Source organism: Veillonella sp. 3891 (assembly GCF_003992315.1).
In the GTDB taxonomy this organism is placed as follows: domain Bacteria; phylum Bacillota; class Negativicutes; order Veillonellales; family Veillonellaceae; genus F0422.
In genome coordinates, this window is the sequence record NZ_RQVE01000007.1 from 17,227 (window position 1) to 37,911 (window position 20,685).

The window sequence follows — 20,685 nt, forward strand, 5'->3', positions numbered from 1 at the left end:
AACGTTACGTGAATGCATGAGGATGTATTTGCTTATAAATAGTGAATGATCATCTCGTGAATGTAACGATACAGTTATGTATCGTATACTTACGATTCGTAGCCGGTAGCATAGAAGGAAACAATGGATGTGATTCTCTGATCGAGTGAGTTTACAAAACTGTAAACACAAGTGATGGAGTTGAAAAATAGTTATGTGTATGGAGGTTCTATGAAATCGAGTCAAATATTTTTGGAATGTGAACGCTTTCTAAAACGAGCTTTGAAAGACAAAGGGCGATATAGCAAAGGGGCGGTTATTGCCTTCTTGATTACAGGTGGCATTGCTGTACCTAGTGTAGTACAAGCGGTGATTCCAACGAATTTGTTGGGGTTGGCATTTGACCAAGCAGGGATATCTGGATACAATCGCTATGATATTGTGACATCTGAGGGTGGTGCTGATGGACCTAAAGGAAAGTTGATTATCAAACCTAAACATGTTGATTTTGGCGGAATGACAACAGCAGAGAAAAACGAAGCGATCTTAGATGAAAAAGTAAACAATCTGGGGCAGTTTTTAACACTTCGTCAGTTGTATGCTATGTTGTATCATAATCCATTAGCTACAAAAACTACCGATTTCTATGGGTTGCAAGATTCTAAAACGGGAACCGCCCTTAAGGTAAATCAAGGGTATGTCACATACCAAGGTGCTACTATTACTGGTGGTGAAAGTACACACGTAAATGGTACAGGAGCAATTGCCTTAGGCGGTAACTCTAAAGCGTCTGGAGAAGGTACGATTGCCCTCGGTTTGTATTCTGATGCATCAGCCAGTCCAACAGCAGTAAATAATGGTAATATCACATATGGACCGAGTCTGCATGATAATATCGCCATAGGCTTTAAGTCGGAATCTCATGACGACTATACAGTGGCATTAGGGGCTCGTGCTAACGCAAATGCAGCAGGTAGTAATGCCATCGGTTTTAATACCCAAGCAGCAGGTAAATCATCGTTAGCGATTGGTTACAACACCTATGCCAATGTAGCTGTTTCGGACACAAACAATCTTGCTAGCAAAATCGATGGAATGACGAATGCAGTAAGCGATAATACAAGAACCAAAATGAAAGAATATGCGGACTTGGTGTCTGATTATACAACTCACGAGACAAGATTGAATCAATTGGTTGCTATGGGCAATACGTCGGAAGCGCAAGCTGAACGAGAATGGTTGGCATCTCAATCTAGAGACATTGAGGCAAAACGAACTGAGTTGGAAGCTCTTCCTGATTACAATGCTTTGGTGGACAATGCGGGAACTACAAGTAATAACACAGATTTGCAAAATGCACTGAATAAAACAGGCGGAGTGTCAAAACTTATTGATGATAATCTAAATAAAGGCTTTGATTATAATTCTCCAGCTGCCTCGAATGCGTTAAACCTATCAGTTAAGAAAAAGATTTTGGGAGATACTAATGGTGTGTTTAGAGAGGTCACTGAAAAGCAAGGTGATAATGCAATCGCTATTGGTAACTATACGTTAGCTACAGGAAATGCAAGCATTGCTCAAGGGGTTGGAGCCTATACGAAAGCAGATGCTAGTATCGCCTTAGGCTCTTTAGCTCATGTAGGAGATAAAGCGGCACAATCGATTGCGATTGGTACAGGTGCACAAGCCCATGATGAAAACTCTGTGGCAATGGGTGTGCGGACAGCTACCTATGGTGCTGGTGATGTGGCAATTGGTAATAGAACTACAGTACTAGGAGATAGCTCTGTTGGTATCGGCTTTAATTCGGCGGTATTATCCAATAGTGGTACTGCTATCGGTAAGAGTAGCCGTATTAATGGTGGATCTATTCGGTCAGTTGCTTTAGGTGAAAGGGCTAATGTAGGGGGAGGCGCAGCCAATAGTATTGCTATTGGTTTTGACTCCAATGTTGGTGATAATGCTCTAAATTCAGTAGCAATTGGTACACAAGCGAAATCATTGGGTAGAAATAGTCTATCCTTTGGTAGCAATACAGAATCTGGTAAAGCTTCTATAAACAGTGTGACTATCGGTAACTTTGCAACTACAAATGCAGAAAATGCTGTGGCATTAGGCGGTTCCTCTTCAGTAGCAACAGGGGCTACACGTGGTATTGCAATAGGTCAAGACTCTAAAGTTAACGGCGTTGATACAGTGGGCTTAGGTACAGGTGTACGTGCTGTGGGCACAACATCTATCGTGATTGGTAATAAGGCGAGTGCTGGTGTATACAATACAAACCCAACGAAACAATCAGGAGCAGATAATGTTGTTGTTATCGGTCAAGGAGCTAGTGCACTCCGTAATAATTCTATTGTTTTAGGCCATAATTCTAACGATACTTATGAAGCACTAACGTGGAAGTTAAAGCCAGGTGTCAGTGCCTACGCTAATTTGGATCCAAAGCAAAAGTATGAATTTGACTCGAATGGTGATGTGATATTAGAAAAACGGGATGCTATGACAATTCCGTCATATTTGCCACGTGACTCTAAATTAGGACATACCTTAGAACAACTTGATAAACAAGGGTTAGGTGTCGTATCCGTCGGTGGTGGACTCGTTGAGATCACTAATGAATCAGGTACGAAAGAGCGAGTACCGGGCCTTCGTCGTATTACCAACGTAGCTCCAGGGGCGTTGGATAATGACGTAGTAACAGTAGCACAGCTTCGTGACTGGAGAGGTAAAGCGGGTCATTTCTTATCTGTCAATCATACAGTGGCGGGGTCCACAGCCACCATTGGTGAAAATAGCACAGCTAATGTGGGGTATAATGCAGCTGGTGATGCATTTGAAACTCGCCGTTCTAACTATAATAATGATGAAGCGACAGGTGCAGGTGCTATGGCACTAGGTGTATATACAAAATCTACTGGTGAAAGAGCAACTGCTGTCGGTTACGGTGCTGGTACCTACGGCAAAGATAGCGTAGGCATCGGTACGAAAGCCTATACAGGTGGAGAAGATGCCGTTGCCGTTGGGTCTCAAGCCAAAGCAAGAGCAAATCATTCTATTGCATTAGGCGTTAATGCAGAGACTAAGGTAGCAGATTCTGTGGCTCTAGGCGCTTATTCTGTGGCGACTATAGACAAAGGAGTAACAGGGTGGAATCCTGCTAATGGCCGTCGTAACCATTATGATAATAAACTAACAGGCATTACATTAACATCTACGAATGCTGGTATTTCTATTGGTAGTGAAAGAAATACGCGACAAATTCATCATCTTGCGGCAGGTACAGAAAACACCGATGCAGTAAACGTAGCGCAAGTAAAAGCATTAAATCTAAAAATCGCAGGTAACACAACTAGTAATGCGAAAGCTGATGTACGTTTACACGATCAAACGTTAACTGTGAAAGGTGATGGTAATTATATAACCACAAATGCGGATAATAATACAATCACTGTAGGTTTAACACAGGATGCGATTAATAAAATTAATGCAGCAGGAACACCTGTGCACTATTTATCCACTAAGGGTGGAAGTGCTACAGATGGAAACATAGATGTTAACGGTATCGCTACGGAATCTAACTATAACAATACAGGTGCTGTGGGCAATCAGTCAGTTGCCTTAGGCTCTTACGCCCGTAGTGCAGGAGCTGGTACCGTTGCAGTAGGTTTTAAAGCTGCTACATGGAAGGATAGTTCCATTGCTATCGGTGATTTAGCAAGTGCTAGAGAAAATAGCACGATTGCCATTGGTAAACGTGCTACAAGCTATTCGACGAATGCTGTTGCAATTGGTACTAGTGCCACTGGCAAAGGTAATAGTACCGTTGCTATTGGTGATAGTGCCGCTGTAAATGCCGATGCTAATGACAAAGCTGGTTCATGGAATGGCACATGGCAAGGTAATAATGCGGTGGCGATTGGTGCCAATGCAACAGCGAAACGCGATCAAGATGTAGCGATTGGTGCCAGTGCAACAGTCAAAGGTGGAGATGCGGTAGCGATTGGTTCCAGCTCTAACACATTGGGGGAAAACTCCATTGCTATTGGTTCACATGCACAGGTAGAAGATGCAACCACAGTTGTAAAAGATGCTAACAATAAAACAACAGATGAGCGGACACCAGCCAATAGTATTGCGATTGGTCGCTATGCCTATACGAATCAAAAAGAAACGATTGTTATGGGCACTAAGGCTAGTGTTAATGCGAAAGAAAGTGTTGCCATTGGGCAAACAGCTAAAATTGAAGCGGGTGCGATTGATAGTATTGCCTTAGGAAAAGAAGCTACCATAAAAGCAAATGCTGAGTACGGTACGGCGATTGGTCAAGGCGCTACCATTAATACAGGGGCCACCTATGGTATCGCAATTGGTCAAGGGGCTCAGATTGATCCAAATGCAACATATGCTACGGCCATTGGTCAAGGAGCTAGAGTACAGTCGACTGAGGGCACGGCATTAGGTAAAGGTGCTAACGCTGCTAATGCACAAGGTACAGCCTTAGGTACGGGTGCCTCTGTAACAGTTGATAAGGGCGTTGCTTTAGGTGCTGGTTCTGTAGCAGGTATAGCAGCGGGAGTCAATGCATGGGATCCAGCTGATGCAAGAAGGAATAATTATGCAGCCATTCGAAGTGGTGTAGCGGCGACCTCTGGTGCTGGTGCCGTATCCGTGGGCAGTGATACAGCAACACGACAAATTACGAATCTAGCCGGTGGTACCAATGATACAGATGCGGTAAACGTAGCGCAGTTGAAAGCCATGAACTTGAAACTTGCAGGCAATACAACTGCAACAGCAGGCGCCGATGTACGTTTGTCTGAACAATCATTGACGGTGAAAGGTACTGATGGATACATCACTACGAATGCCGATAACAATGAAATTACTGTTACTTTGACTGATAAAGCGAAAGCATCTTTGTTTGTTACTAGTTTTACTGGTGATCAAGGTTCTAAGGTAACACCAACAGCAACTAGTAACACAGTGAACGTGACAGGTAAAAAGTTTTCAAACCTAGATAAAGCATCAGAGCCTAATTCAATTTGGGCAGATGGAAACGTACGCTACGAGACGGGGAACGTGGGCACCTATACTACGGGAAATACAATTGGTATTGGATTACGACCAGATTTAAAATCCAAAAGCTTTACTACCTATAGATATGATGGTAATCATCAAACGAATGATGCCGGTCCATCCATTTCCTACGATGGCATCAATATGAACAACAAGCCAATTACGAACCTTCAAGCAGGAACGAATCCTAATGATGCAGTGAATAAATCGCAATTGGATGCCGTAACATGGGATTTAGGAGTTATGACCAATGGCAATTCGGCGAAAGTAGTTCCTACAACAGTGGCAAATGATAATAAACGTATCAACCTAAAAGGTGAAGGTAATGTGACTGTCACAGCAGATGGTAGCACTATCACCATTAAAGGTGAAACACAAGATGCAATTGTTGTCTATACTGATGCAAATGGGAATCGTGTATATAAACGTGAAGATGGATATTTCTATAAATCAAAAGACCCTGTAGCAGGGGAGTCAAAAGTTGCAGCAGCTAATGTACAATCTCGTTTAGTTAATGCAAATGGTAATAGCACTACGGCTCCAACGGTGTTAAATAATGTGAAGTCTGTGATTCAAACACACCCTGTTGCGGGTAATAATGCACCAACTTTCGCAGATCGTTTGAATGCCGCAGAGGGCACTAACCCAAGTGCAGCGGTAAATGTGAAAGACTTACATAGTGCAGTCACTACTGTGAAAAATAATGAACTGCATATTACACCAATGGAATATACTCCTAATGGAGATGGGGATGTTACATTAACATATTCCGATGGTAATGGAAGTGTTGTACCTAATACTACTGCAAAGATTAAAGGAGTAGCGAAAAAATCCGACCTTTGGAGCTTATCTGTTAATGGTGAAGATGTAACACCTAAGAATAACAAAGTGAACCTGAAAAATGGCGATAATATCAGCATTTCAAAAGATGCGAATGGTAATGTAACTATTGCTGCCACAGGACTGGCAAAAACAGATTTATCTAATATTGATAATGTAGGTAAGTCTACCATCACTGGTTTAACTGAGGTTAAAGCGGGCAAAAACATTACTGTAACTCCAACAACAGATGTTATGACAGGTAAAAAGACCTATACAGTAGCGGCGAATGACCAAGTAGAATCCGTTACAACAGCAACGTTAGCAGATGATGAAAACATTGCTACTGTGACCATGATGGATAATACTGTAGATAAAACAGCTAATGCTCGTTATGGTGTAGGCGTATCTAAAAAAGCTGTGGCTAATATCGCTAAAGATGCAGTAGAAGTAAAAGCTGGAGATAATGCAGATAATGTCACTGTAGATAAAGATACAAATACAGAAGGTAAAACAATCTACAAAGTATCTGTAGCTAAAACTAAATTAGCAACTGGTACAAATACAACTGTAGAAGGTAAAGGCACAGAAGCTGAACCATATAAAGTGAATGTAGAAGGTGCGTTAAGCAAAATTACATCCATTGCAAATGAAGCTGGATCTGGTAAAGTGACGTTCGATAACAATGGCATTGTAAAAGTAGATGGAGATAAAGCAGTATCCATCGACGGCAAACAAGGCTATGTAACTGGATTACAAAATACAACCCTAACTGCTACAGATTTTGCTAAGGCTAATCGTGCAGCTACGGAAGAACAATTAAAAGCGGTAAAAGACATTGCTGATGCAGCGTCTACAACAGATTATCGATTAATTGCAAATCCAGTAGACGGTAGTAATGGTGCCTATAAAGTAGATAATGGAACTATTTCTTTAAAAGTTAAAGATACTAAACAACCTGATAGTACACCTGATACGATTACCATAAGCGATGTGGCATCTAAACAAGCACTAGATACAGTAAAAGCAAACCAATGGGATTTGGCAGTTGCATCTGGTACAGATACTGATGGTACGAAAGTAACTCCAAAAACAGTAACAGGAGAAGACAATAAACGTATCGTATTAAAAGGTGAATCTGGCGTTACTGTTAAACAAGACGGTGGTGTCATCACAATCGGCGCTGAACAAGGTATAGACAACGATACAATCACAACGGTATCGAATGAAGATGGTACAGTTACAGTAACTCCATCTACAACGAATGCTCACGCATACGATGTGAAAGTGGATGCGAAAAAACTTGGAGAAGCACAAGCGTTAATCTTCGTAGATGATAAAGGTAAACAAGTATTCAAACAACCAGATGGTACTTTCAAAGATAGCGATGGAAAACCGTATAACGGTACTGTTCATACGAAAGTGAATACAACAGGATCACAACGTGTAGACAACGTTGGTTCTGCAATCGACGGAGCAAAAGTAACTACTGATGCTGGTCTAGAAAAACCAAATGCAACGTATTTAGAAAAATTAGAAGTTGCAGCAAAAGATCCTGTCACAGGAAAAGCAGCAGTTAATGTTTCTGATCTTAAGAAAACATCTGATGCAAGTATTGAAAAAGCCGTGAATGAAGCTACCACGAAAGGTATGAAATTCCAAGGCAATACAGGGGATGCGATTAGCAAAGAGTTAGGTCAAACCTTAGAAGTTAAAGGTGAAGGAACTCTTACTGGTAATACAGCAGCCAATAATATTCGTACTAAAAATAACGGTGGAGTATTAGAAATTGGTTTAGCAGAATCCTTAACAGGCATCAATTCCATTGCTGGTAAAGGTGGTACTACACCATTAACAATTTCCAATGGTGGCACAACATTGACTATCAATGCACCAGAAGGAGATAAACCTAGCACAATCTCTGTTGGTGATGCAAAAATCACGGATGTAGCCAATGGCACAGGCGATAAGGATGCAGTTAATGTATCTCAATTGAATGCAGTAGCAAATAAAGAACTGCACATCAAACCAACAACAGATACAGAAAAATACACTGTAGATACAGATGGTAATGTAACATTAACCTACGTCAATGGAGATGGAACAACTGTAGCTGATACAAAAGCAGTCATCTCTGGGGTAGCGAAAAATGACTTGTCTAACATCACAAATGCAGGCAAAAAAGTAATCACTGATTTAGGGCCAACGATTAATGCAGGAGATGGTATTACAGTTACACCTGGAACACTAGATGCTAATACAGGCAAACAATCCTTTACAATTGCAGCCAATAAACAAGTAGAATCCGTTACAACAGCAACGTTAGCAGATGATGAAAACATTGCTACTGTGACCATGATGGATAATACTGTAGATAAAACAGCTAATGCTCGTTATGGTGTAGGCGTATCTAAAAAAGCTGTGGCTAATATCGCTAAAGATGCAGTAGAAGTAAAAGCTGGAGATAATGCAGATAATGTCACTGTAGATAAAGATACAAATACAGAAGGTAAAACAATCTACAAAGTATCTGTAGCTAAAACTAAATTAGCAACTGGTACAAATACAACTGTAGAAGGTAAAGGCACAGAAGCTGAACCATATAAAGTGAATGTAGAAGGTGCGTTAAGCAAAATTACATCCATTGCAAATGAAGCTGGATCTGGTAAAGTGACGTTCGATAACAATGGCATTGTAAAAGTAGATGGAGATAAAGCAGTATCCATCGACGGCAAACAAGGCTATGTAACTGGTTTACAAAATACGGAATGGAATGTAAAAAATCCAACAGCTGTATCTGGTCGTGCAGCCACAGAAGATCAGTTGAAAGCTGTTAACGATGAAGTGAATAACAAAGCAGATAAAACTGCATTGTGGGACTTGGCGGTTAACAATGGTACATCTACAGATAAAGTAGATCCACAAGCAACTGGTACAGAAGGCGAAAATAAACGAATCACCCTTAAAGGTAGCGGTGCTGTAAAAGTAACTCAAGAAAATGGTGTCATCACAATCGGAGCTGAAAAAGGTACTGATAATGATACGATTACTACTGTGTCCAATGCAGATGGTACTGTTACAGTGACTCCATCTACAGCAGATGCACATGCTTACGATGTGAAAGTAAATAAACAAGCTGTTGTCGACGGTGCTCAATTACCGGTTGTATATACAACAAAAGATGGTAAAAAAGTAACCATCGATAAAGATGGCAAATTCCATACAGCGGATGGCGCAGAAGTAGCACCAGAAAATGTAGAAACACGAGTTCAATCGGCTGCGAAAGATACTACAAAAGGAGATACTATCCTTAATAACGTAGGCTCTGCCATTGCCAATACAAATGTTCCAGAAGGTGCAGGAAATAAACAAAATCCAACATTCTTAGAACGTTTAGCAGAAGCAGCGAAAGAGGGTAACCATCCAAATGCGGCGGTTAACGTATCTGACCTTAAAAATGCGTCTGACGCAAGCATTGCTAAAGCAGTGACTGATGCGACAGATAAAGGTATGAAATACGGTGCTAATCTTTCTGCGAAAACTGGTGGAGATAAGGTTGTCACTAACAAACTTGGTTCTACAGTAAACATCGTAGGTAGCGCCGATGTAACAAATGCAACAGAAGCAGATAAACAATACGATGGTAAAAACGTATTAACATCTATCGAGCAAGATGCTGATGGCAACACAACAGTAACTGTGAAGTTGAACAAAGATTTAACATCTAAATCCTTAACAACAAACACTATCACTGTAAAAGGTGACCCAGGAGCCAATGGTCAAGACGGCAAAGATGCGGTAGTGACTGTAGGTGAAAAAGGTGAACCAGGCAAAGATGGTTCTGATGGTAAAATCGGAGTGAACGGTAAAGACGGTTCTGCAGTTGTGATCAACGGCAAAGATGGCTCTATCGGATTGAATGGTCCAAAAGGTGCTGATGGACAACCAGGCAAATCCATCAATATCAGAATGAAAGATGGCTACAATGGTCAAGATGGAACTGATGGTGTTCCAGGCGTTCGTGGCGAAAAAGGTGTTGACGGTCAAGACGGCATCGCTCGTATCGTATACACAGAAGGCGGTAAAGAGCATCAAGTGGCTACAATGGATGATGGTTTACGTTTCACTGGTAACAATTCTGACACAGAAAACAAACATCGTTTGAATACATTAGTGAATATCGTTGGCGAAGGCGTTGCGAAAGAACAAGTAGATGGATTCAAATCTGCAAGTGGCAACATCTTAGTCGCAGCTGATGGTAAAACAACATTGACTGTAAAAATGAATAAAAACCTTGCTAATATCAGTAGCATTACTAATGCAGCAGGTAATGGTAAAGTTGAGTTCAAAGACAATGGCGTGGCTACTTTCAGTAGCGGCAACAACGATGCTAATGGTACAGATACACCTGTTGTTATCAATGGTAAAGATGGTAAAGTTACAACAGGAACTGTAGGCTTTGACGGTAAAGCAGGAACTGTGAAAGCTAACGATATTACAGTTGGTAAACAATCTGTAACACCAGGTGAGAATGGTGTAGCGCCTGCAACTGGTGGAACATTGACAGAAGGCAACTTCATTACTGGTTTAGATAACAAAGACTGGAATGTGGCAAGTCCTAGCTATGTTTCTGGCAGAGCAGCAACGGAAGATCAATTGAAAAAAATCTCCGAAGCGATTTCCGCTAAATCTGGCAGCGACTACCGTTTGGTAGCTAATAAGGAAGCTGGATCTGAAGGTAAATATAAACCGACTGCTGATGGTGATATTAACTTAACAGTAGAAGACCCTACAGATGCAACGAATACGAAAACGGTAACTATCACAGATGTGGCTAAAAAATCTGAACTAGATACTGTGAAAGGCCAAGTGGGTAACACTATAGCTCTTGGTGATGATACGGCTTCTGGTACAACAACGGCTAAATCATTGAAAGATGGCAATGTGAAGTTCAATATCAAAGGTGATGGCAAATACATCAGTACAGCTGCTAATGGCGATAATGTAACGGTATCCTTGAACACGAAACAAGTGGCTCAAGACCAAGCCTTGATTTACGTAGATAACACTGGTAAGCAAGTATTCAAACAACCAGATGGTACTTTCAAAGATGCCGATGGAAATGCGTATAACGGTGATGTTCATACGAAAGTGAATACACCGGATGCAAAACGTGTAGATAATGTAGGTTCTGCTATCGATACTGCTGTGGTAAAAGATGCGGCAAATCAACCAAAACAAGATGCAACGTATCTTGAAAAATTAGAAGCCGCAGCGAAAGATCCTGTAACAGGTAAATCTGCAGTTAACGTATCTGACCTTAAAAATGCGTCTGACGCAAGTATTGCTAAAGCAGTGACTGATGCGACAGATAAAGGTATGAAATACGGTGCTAACCTTCCTGCGAAAGCTGGTGGAGATAAAGTTGTAACTAACAAACTTGGATCCACTGTGAATATCGTAGGTAGTGCCGATGTAACGAATGCTAGCGAAGCAGATAAACAATACGATGGTAAAAACGTATTAACATCTATCGAGCAAGATGCTGATGGCCACACAACAGTAACTGTGAAGCTGAACAAAGATTTAACATCTAAATCCTTAACAACTAATACAGTGACTGTGAAAGGTGAACCAGGCGCTAACGGTCAAGACGGCAGAGATGCAGTTGTGACTGTCGGTGAAAAAGGTGAACCAGGCGTAGCTGGCAAAGATGGTTCTAACGGTACTATCGGCGTGAATGGTAAAGACGGCTCTGCAGTTGTAATCAACGGCAAAGACGGATCTATCGGCATGAACGGTAAAGATGGTGCTAATGGTCTTACTATGAAAGGCGACAAAGGTGCAGTTGGTTTAGACGGCACAGATGGCGCTAATGGTAAAGACGGCATGACTCGTATCGTATATGAAACGAAACATACAGATCCTAATAATGCTGGTAAAGAAATCACAGTGAAACATGAAGTAGCTACGATGGACGACGGTCAAAAATACAGCGGCGACAACTACGAAGCAGCGACTGCAACTAAAGCAGAAGCGAATGTGATCAACAAAAAACTAAACGAACGTTTAGAAATCGTTGGTGGTGCAGCGAAAGACAAATTGACTGACAACAATATCGGCGTTAATGCTAAAGATGGTAAGTTGAAAGTACAATTAGCTAGCGACTTAACAAGCATCAACTCCATTACAAACAAAGAAGGAAACGGTAAAGTAGCCTTCGGAGAAAATGGAACAACTACGTTCAGTAGCGGTGCGGAAACTGGCGATAAAACAGTAAGCATCGACGGCAAAGCTGGTAAAGTGACTGTCGGAACTGGTGGAAACCCTGTAGTTGTTGATGGTTCTATCGGAGATATCACTGGTTTAACGAACAAAACGTTAGATGCAGCTGACTTCGGTACAAAAGGCCGTGCGGCGACAGAAGAGCAATTGAAACTAATCCAAGGTCAATTGGGTACTGGTAAATTATCCTTCGGCGCTAACCTTCCTGCGAAAACTGGTGGCAAAAATGTTGTTGAAAATGCGTTAGGTTCTACTGTAAATATTGTGGGTACAGCTAACGTAACGGCAGATGATAACTACGATGGCAACAACGTAGTGACAACTGTTGAAAAAGGTACTGATGGTAATACAACGGTAACTGTGAAGTTGAATAAAGATTTAACATCTAAATCTGTAACCACGAATACAGTAACTGTAAAAGGTGAACCAGGTGCTAATGGTCAAGATGGCAAAGATGCTGTAGTGACTGTAGGTGAAAAAGGTGAACCAGGTAAAGATGGCTCTAACGGTACTATCGGCATAAACGGTAAAGACGGCTCTGCAGTTGTGATCAACGGCAAAGACGGATCTATCGGTTTGACTGGACCGAAAGGTGAAAATGGTAATAGCGTTGTCATCAATGGTAAAGATGGTAAAATCGGCGCCAAAGGTGAAGATGGTAAATCTGTTGTCATCAACGGTAAAGACGGCACAATCGGCTTAACGGGTCCGAAAGGTGCAGATGGTGCACCAGGTAAATCCTTAGATATCGGCATGAAAGATGGCTATAATGGTCAAGATGGTGCTGATGGAGTTCCAGGCGTTCGTGGTGAAAAAGGTGTTGACGGTAAAGACGGCATCACTCGTATCGTATACACTACGAAAGAAGTTGACCCAGTAACGAAAGTTGAAAAAGTAGTAGAACGTCAAGTGGCTACTATGGACGACGGCTTACAATTCACGGGTAATAACTCTGACACTGTGAACAAACATCGCTTGAACACATTGGTGAACATCGTTGGTGAAGGTGTTTCTAAGGAAGCAGCTAAAACATTTGAGTCTGCTGAGGGTAATATCTTAGTAGATGCAGATGGTAAAGATGCGTTGACACTTCGCTTGAACAAACATCTGAACTTGACGAATACTGGCTCCATGACGGTAGGTAATTCCGTGGTGAACAATGCGGGCTTGACAGTGAAAGACGGTGCTAACGAATCTAAAGTAGGTAGTACAGGAGCGACTTTCACAGATGGTACAAACACGACTGAAGTGGCACCGACAGTAGCTCATGTGAATGGCGTGAAAGATGCAAATGGCGCTGTGACAGGTGGTGTTGTAATTGGCAAACAATCGGCTACACCAAGTGCAGATGGCAAAACTCCAACAGCTACAGATACTGCGGTAGAAGGCAACTTCATCACAGGTCTTGAAAACAAAGATTGGAACGTAACAGATCCGAAATTTGTATCTGGCCGTGCAGCGACAGAAGATCAGTTGAAAACTGTATCCGATGCAGCGAAAGCAGTAGCGAATAACACAATCCAATTCGGTGCGGACAATGCGTCTAAAACAGATACACAAGCCTTGAACAAACAAGGTGGTATCGCTTTCAATATCACTGGTGGCGCAGATAAAGATAAATTATCTGATAACAATATCGGCGTAAATGCAAATGGTTCTACTGTGGAAGTGAAATTGGCAAAAGAATTGAAAGGCTTAACAAGCGCTGAATTTACGAATGCTGATGGCACAACAACAAAAGTAGAAGCTGGTAAAGTGACAACTGGCGATACAGTTCTTAGCACAACTGGATTATCTGTAGGTGACCAAACGACTGGTACATTTGTGACGAAAACTGGTACCGTTGTAAAAGATGGTGACGTGACGACTTCTACGACAGCAGGCGAAACTGTATATCGTGATGGAGACAAAGCAACTACTGTTAATACATCTGGCATCACCATCGAAAATGGCGACAAAACTGTATCCTTAACAAATACTGGCCTAGATAATGGTGGCAATAAAATTATCAACGTGGCTAGAGGTGAAAACGATACAGACGCTGTTAACGTAGCACAATTGAATGACGAAGTTGGTAAAGCGAAAACAACTGTTACTGTAAACGGTGAAGATAAAGATGCAAACAAAAATCTTTCCTTAACTGTTTCCACGGCAGATGATGGACACACTAACTACGATATTCGTTTGGCTGACAAAGTAACATTAGGTACTGATGCGGCTAAACAAGTGACAATGGATGGTACAGCAGGTACTGTGACAGCAGGCACTGGTGACAACATTGTGAAAGTAGATGGTTCTAAAGGTCAAGTGGTAGCTTCTGGCGTGACTGTAGGTAAACAATCTGTAACACCAAGTGCAGATGGCAAAACTCCAGCAGCAACAGACAAGGCTACAGAAGGTAACTTCATCACTGGCTTGGATAACAAAACTTGGGATGTAACAAATCCAAGCTTTGTATCTGGCAGAGCAGCTACAGAAGATCAATTGAAATCTGCTACGACTGGTTTAGTTGATAAAGGCTTAGTCTTTGATGCAAACACTGGTGGAGCTAAAACAAATAAACTTGGCTCTACTGTGAAAATCCAAGGTACTGCGGAAATTCCAGCAAACGCTACGGATGCAGATAAAAACTATGACGGTAAAAACGTATTGACCTCCATCGAACAAGATGACCAAGGCAACACAACAGTAACCGTGAAGTTAAACAAAGACTTAACATCTAAATCTGTAACAACAAATACCATCACTGTAAAAGGTGAATCAGGTAAAGACGGTAAACCGGGTACAGATGCAATTGTAAGTGTTGGTGAAAAAGGTGAACCAGGTGCTAATGGCAAAGATGGTAAACCAGGCTCTGACGGCGTTATCGGCGTGAACGGTAAAGACGGTTCTGCAGTTGTAATCAATGGTAAGGACGGCTCTATCGGCTTGAACGGTAAAGATGGCAAAAACGGTCTTTCTATCAAAGGTGACAAAGGTGTTGTTGGTGTAGACGGCACAGATGGCGCTAATGGTAAGGATGGTATGACTCGTATCGTATATGAAACGAAGCATCCAGATCCTAATAATGCTGGTAAAGACATTGTGGTGAAACATGAAGTAGCTACGATGGACGACGGCGTGAAATACGCTGGTGACGACGCACAAGGTACTGACAAATCCAAAGTTATCGCTAAGAAGTTGAACCAAACGGTAGATATTATTGGTGGTGCAGCTAAGGAAAAATTAACGGACAACAACATTGGTGTGAACAATGTGGATGGCAAGTTAAAAGTACAATTAGCTAGCGACTTAACAAGCATCAACTCCATTACGAATAAAGAAAACAACGGCAAAGTTGAGTTCAAAGATAAGGGAGTGACTACTTTCAGCGGTGGCAAAGCTGACGACAAAGCTGTGTCCATTGACGGAAAACAAGGATTTGTGACAGGCTTGCAAAACAAAGACTGGAATGTAGCAAAACCAACGGTTGTATCTGGTCGTGCAGCGACGGAAGATCAATTGAAAGTGGTTAGCGACCGTCTAGCAGAGGCTCGTAAGTTCACAGGCGATAACAAAGATGTGACAGCTGTGGTTGGTCTTGGCGATGTATTAAATATCAATGGTGGCGCAGATGCGACTAAATTGACTGACAATAATATCGGCGTTATTGCGAAGGAAGCTGTTAAAAATGCAGATGGAACGGTTAAAACACCTGCGTCCATGACAGTTAAGTTGGCGAAAAATATTCACATGGGTGATGGTTCTACTGATTATACAGGCGTATTTAAACCTACTTTCATCGATAAAGATGGCAAGGTAAAACCTGTGACTGATGAGAAAACAGGTAAGCCTGTGGAATTACCTACAACGGTAAAACATGACGGAGCAGCCAGTGAATACACTGTATATCGTCCTGGCAAAGATGGTAAACCTGAACCAGCGATTACGACGAATGTGACACCATTGGGTGTGGTGATTGAATCTAACAATTCCAATGGCAAAGCGAACCCTGCTGTGACGTTGACCGCGAATGGCTTAGATAACGGCGGTAACCGCATTATTAATGTGGCGCCTGGTATCAATGGCACTGACGGTGTCAACGTAGATCAGTTGAAAGCTACAGCGAATAACGTTCTGAACCAAGCTACGGGTGAAGCCCATAAAGCTGGTGCGAGAGCAGCCGCTTTAGCAGCGTTGAAACCATTACAATATGACCCATTAGAACCAACACAAATTATGGCTGGTGTGGGTAATTATCGTAGTGAAACTGCAGCAGCTGTAGGCATTGCTCATTACACGCAAGAAGCGACTATGTTCCACGTAGGTGTTACATTGGGTCAACATCAAAATATGGTGAATGCTGGCGTGACTCATAAATTTGGCTGGAGCCCAGAAGAAAAAGCAATTCCTGAACGTTATAAAGCGGGCCCGATTTCCTCTGTATATGTAATGCAAGATGAAGTCTCTGCATTGAAACAAGAGAACGAACGCACGAAAGTAGCGTACGAACAAGTATTGGTAGATAATGCAAATATGAGAGCAGAAAACCAAGAAATGAAGGAATCTTACAACAAAATGGCTCAAGACAATGAAGAAATGAAAGCACAAATCAAAATGTTGATGCAGGCTATGGGAATGAAATAAGTCCTGAAGATGTAACTTCCTAGAAGATGCAAAAAGCCCCTACCCTTCCGGGTCGAAAGACTCGGAAGCGGTAGGGGCTTTTGTGTTGTATGATCCGTATAGTATGTCTAGTCGGTGGTAATGTTTGGGATATAGTAAAAGGGACACAGGTTGTACTGCGTCCCTTTTACTAATTAAAATGAAAAATCTTCGATGGTTTCGATATCCACCAACTCAACTTCTTTTCCGTGGAATTGAATGATCCGTTCGTCTTGTAAACGGCCTAGTTCACGGCTGAGGGCGGTGCGACTTACGTTGAGGACATCTGCCATTTCTTGCCGATTATGTGGCAAGGTGAGGATGTTCTTTTTTTGTACCCGTCGAATGTCCATGAAGTAGGCAAAGATTTTCTCGCGCATTCCTTTGAGGGATAGGTAATGCACTTTGCGGGTCAGCTGCATTGCCTTTTCAGACAGGTCGTGCATGAGGTTTGTGAGCAATTGGATTTGACAGGATTGGCAGTCCGGGAATGCTTTGGTGAAAGTCTCGATTGGTAAAAATAAAACAATCGCATCTTTTGTGGCTTCAATGGTAGCCGGCCATAGAGGATGGTTACTAAAGAGTAAGGCTTCCCCGAACATAGAGGACGGCTGTAACTCTGTTACAATGGTTCGTTGTCCCAACATGTTCTCTCGCGTTAATAAGGCACGTCCTTCTAGCAAGATACCAATGCCTTCCATAGGGTCCCCAGCAATGGCAATGAACGAATTTTTTTTGAAACTTTGTACTTTCACATTCGCTTGAGATAAGAAAAGTGACAAATTTTCTGGCGCAATATGTGCACATAATGGGGATTGTTGAATCGTATGCATGTATGTTTCTAACGTTGGATGTAATGTCGACATGGAACCTCCGTGAATAGAAAATTATAATATGGATGTATATATGATGTATAGCAAAAGGGTCCAAAGGGACCCTTTTAGTATCGTACCAAGACAGTATATACTGTCATACAAATCGCTATATTGCAAACATTAAATTAAAGAGTGTGCTTTACCGATTTCCTTGATTTGCTCAATAGTGAGCTTAGTATACTTTGAAATGATGTCTAAGGATAATTTATCTTCTAACATACCAAGAACTACTTCGGCTTTACCTTCAGCTCTACCTTCAGCTTTACCTTCTTTCCGTTGACGTCTTAATTCCATTTCGAGTGTCATATATTCTAACCTCCATTCTTTAGAATGTCGTACTTTATCAACGACGGAGTCCATTTCTGTTACTAAATCATCTGAAGATGTTTTGCCATCTACATAATCTAAAAGACATTGTAACGGTTTTGAAATATCGTTTTCCGTACCTTTAGTACTCAAGAATAGTTTTGTGGTTCCATCGTTTAATTCGATATTATAATTTTCTAAACAAACATTTTTGAAAGTATACTTATGAAGATTACTACTAAATAGTGGAAACGTACATATAAAAATGATATAGGTATCATTGAGCTCGGTGTAATCTTGACCTTTTTCAATGTTGTGTAAATCGATAATACTTTGGTAGTACCTAACTCGTTTTACTAATTCTTCCATATTCTTACTAGTTTGCATTTCCACATTAAAGACAGTGCCGTTCTCATCATTGACGTAAACATCAAGTCGAATACCCTTACTGTCTGGGTTCATATGCAGTGACTTTTCTTCTTCGAGATAGGTGATATCTTTAATCTGGATATCTAGCAGACGTTCTATTGTTGCTTTACAAATACGCTTATTACGCATTACCTTTTGGAACATAAAGTTATCTTGTATGGTCAGTTCTTCAAAGGGTTTGATATGCATAGAATCACCTCCGGCTCTTATCCAAATTATACCATATATTTTAGATATATAATATTGCTCTTTCTTATATCTTCAACACAAAAGACGCTATCGTTTCCGAGTCTTTCGCCCCGGAAGGGGAGGGACGTATTTACTTACGTTACTATATCAATCCATGGGTACGACCAATTTCTTCATTTCTCAAAATGTTTTTAAAGTGTAGCCAAGGATACGTTTTTTCTGCTTTCAGTATACTATACTACATGTATAGATAACAAGACACTGCTAGATGGCCCTTGCGGGGGCTTTCACTATGAAAGTGATTGTCTAGTGAGATATCTAAGGAAATACAAAAAGTATGTTGTAGTATACATGTTAAGGGCAAAGTTCCCAAGGAGGTTATTATGAGTATGTTCTGTTTCCAATGTGAACAAACAGCGCAACCAAATGGTTGTACAGTACAAGGTGTATGTGGTAAAACAGCACCGGTTGCCAATTTACAAGACGAATTAACAGCAGCGTTGATCGGTTTAGCGCGTGCAATGCAAGCCACAGAAGTAACGTTAGAAAACGTACAATTGTTAAAACGTGGTTTATTCATGTGCGTAACAAACGTAAACTTCTCTGAAGATCGTGTACAAGAGTTCATCGATGTGATTAACAATGCACACAATAAATTAGATGCGAACATTCCTAACTTTGATTGGGAAGAATTGTGGAAAGGTCATGAAGACATCGTATCCTTACGTTCCACATTGTTATTAGGTATGCGCGGTATGGCTGCGTACGCATGGCATGCAGCAGTATTGGGCTACAATGACCCAGAAGTTGACGCTTGGTTCGTAAAAGGCCTTGTTGAAATGGCAAAAGACCACAGTGCAGAAGAATGGTTAGGCCTATTGATGGAATTCGGTGGCATCAACCTTGCTTGCATGGCGTTGTTAGACAAAGCCAACACAACTACATACGGTACTCCAGTGCCAACAACTGTACCTTTGACAGTAGAACCAGGTCCTTTCATCGTGGTAACAGGTCATGACTTACACGACCTTAAAATGTTATTGGAACAAACTGATGGCAAAGGTGTTAACATCTATACACATGGTGAAATGCTTCCATGTCATGCGTACCCTGAATTGAAAAAACATCCTCAATTGAAAGGAAACTTCGGTACTGCATGGCAAAACCAACAAAAAGAGTTTGATGGCGTTCCAGGTGCATTCTTGTTCACAACAAACTGCATTATGCCACCAAAACAAACATACATCAAAAACATCTTCACAACTGACATGGTTGGTTTCGATGGCTGCGGTCACGTGGAACACAACGAAGATGGCACAAAAGATTTCTCAGCAGTCATCGAACGCGCTATTGAATTAGGCGGTTACAAAGAGCCACAACACTTCACAGGTATCAACGGTGGTACAGAAGTGACAACTGGTTTCGGTCATGGTACAGTACTTGGCGTAGCTGACAAAGTAATCGAAGCAGTGAAAGCTGGCGCGATTAAACATTTCTTCTTGGTAGGCGGTTGCGACGGTGCTAAAGTAGGCCGTAACTACTACACTGAATTCGTAAAACAAACTCCAGAAGATACAATGGTATTGACTTTAGCATGTGGTAAATATCGTTTCAACGACCTTAACATCGGTGAAATCGGTGGCTTGCCTCGTATCCTAGATATGGGTCAATGTAACGATGCGTACTCCGCAATCCAAGTGGCTGTAGCATTAGCAGACGCTTTCGAATGTGACGTAAACGAATTACCATTGACATTGGTATTGTCCTGGTACGAACAAAAAGCGGTATGTATCCTATTAACATTATTGTCCTTAGGCATCCGCAACATCTACATCGGACCATCCTTGCCAAAATTCTTGTCCAACACAGTACTTGGCATCTTAGTTGAAAAATTCAACTTACATCCAATTACAACACCAGAAGAAGATATGAAAGCGATCCTAGGCTAAGACGTCTCTTGTTTCGCTATGCAGCCTTGTGGCGTTCGAGAATAGCATAAGGGAAGAGCACGGTATTCCTCTCACAAACGGTATTTCATAATGTTTGTTCGGGGGCACACCGTGCTCTTTTTGTGTTTGCG

General features: G+C 41.5%; 4 protein-coding genes. 2 read left to right on the forward strand and 2 right to left on the reverse strand.

The features are described from left to right. The first annotated feature begins 210 nt into the window (after positions 1-210). The gene (locus EO118_RS04980) at positions 211-16,788 is read left to right on the forward strand and encodes a YadA-like family protein (protein WP_164726248.1); all 16,578 of its coding nucleotides are present in this window, start codon (positions 211-213) and stop codon (positions 16,786-16,788) included. A gap of 173 nt (positions 16,789-16,961) precedes the next feature. Here the strand turns inward: EO118_RS04980 and EO118_RS04985 are convergent, their stop codons facing one another. Next, complete coding sequence (locus EO118_RS04985; protein ID WP_127068916.1) at positions 16,962-17,672, reverse strand: Crp/Fnr family transcriptional regulator; 711 nt, start codon at positions 17,670-17,672, stop codon at positions 16,962-16,964. A gap of 129 nt (positions 17,673-17,801) precedes the next feature. Further along, entirely contained in the window at positions 17,802-18,605 is an 804-nt protein-coding gene (locus EO118_RS04990; protein WP_127068917.1) for an Rpn family recombination-promoting nuclease/putative transposase, read from the reverse strand. Positions 18,606-18,988: 383 nt separating this feature from the next. On the opposite strand from EO118_RS04990, the gene hcp reads away from it, so the two are divergent. Continuing rightward, the gene (gene hcp / locus EO118_RS04995; protein ID WP_127068918.1) at positions 18,989-20,554 is read left to right on the forward strand and encodes a hydroxylamine reductase; all 1,566 of its coding nucleotides are present in this window, start codon (positions 18,989-18,991) and stop codon (positions 20,552-20,554) included. Positions 20,555-20,685: the final 131 nt, after the last annotated feature.

Bases quoted from the DNA above. Each gene is read 5' to 3' on its own strand.
- EO118_RS04980 (WP_164726248.1), top strand. From the start codon at position 211: ATGAAATCGAGTCAAATATTTTTGGAATGTGAACGCTTTCTAAAACGA.
- EO118_RS04985 (WP_127068916.1), bottom strand. From the start codon at position 17,672: ATGTCGACATTACATCCAACGTTAGAAACATACATGCATACGATTCAA.
- EO118_RS04990 (WP_127068917.1), bottom strand. From the start codon at position 18,605: ATGCATATCAAACCCTTTGAAGAACTGACCATACAAGATAACTTTATG.
- hcp (WP_127068918.1), top strand. From the start codon at position 18,989: ATGAGTATGTTCTGTTTCCAATGTGAACAAACAGCGCAACCAAATGGT.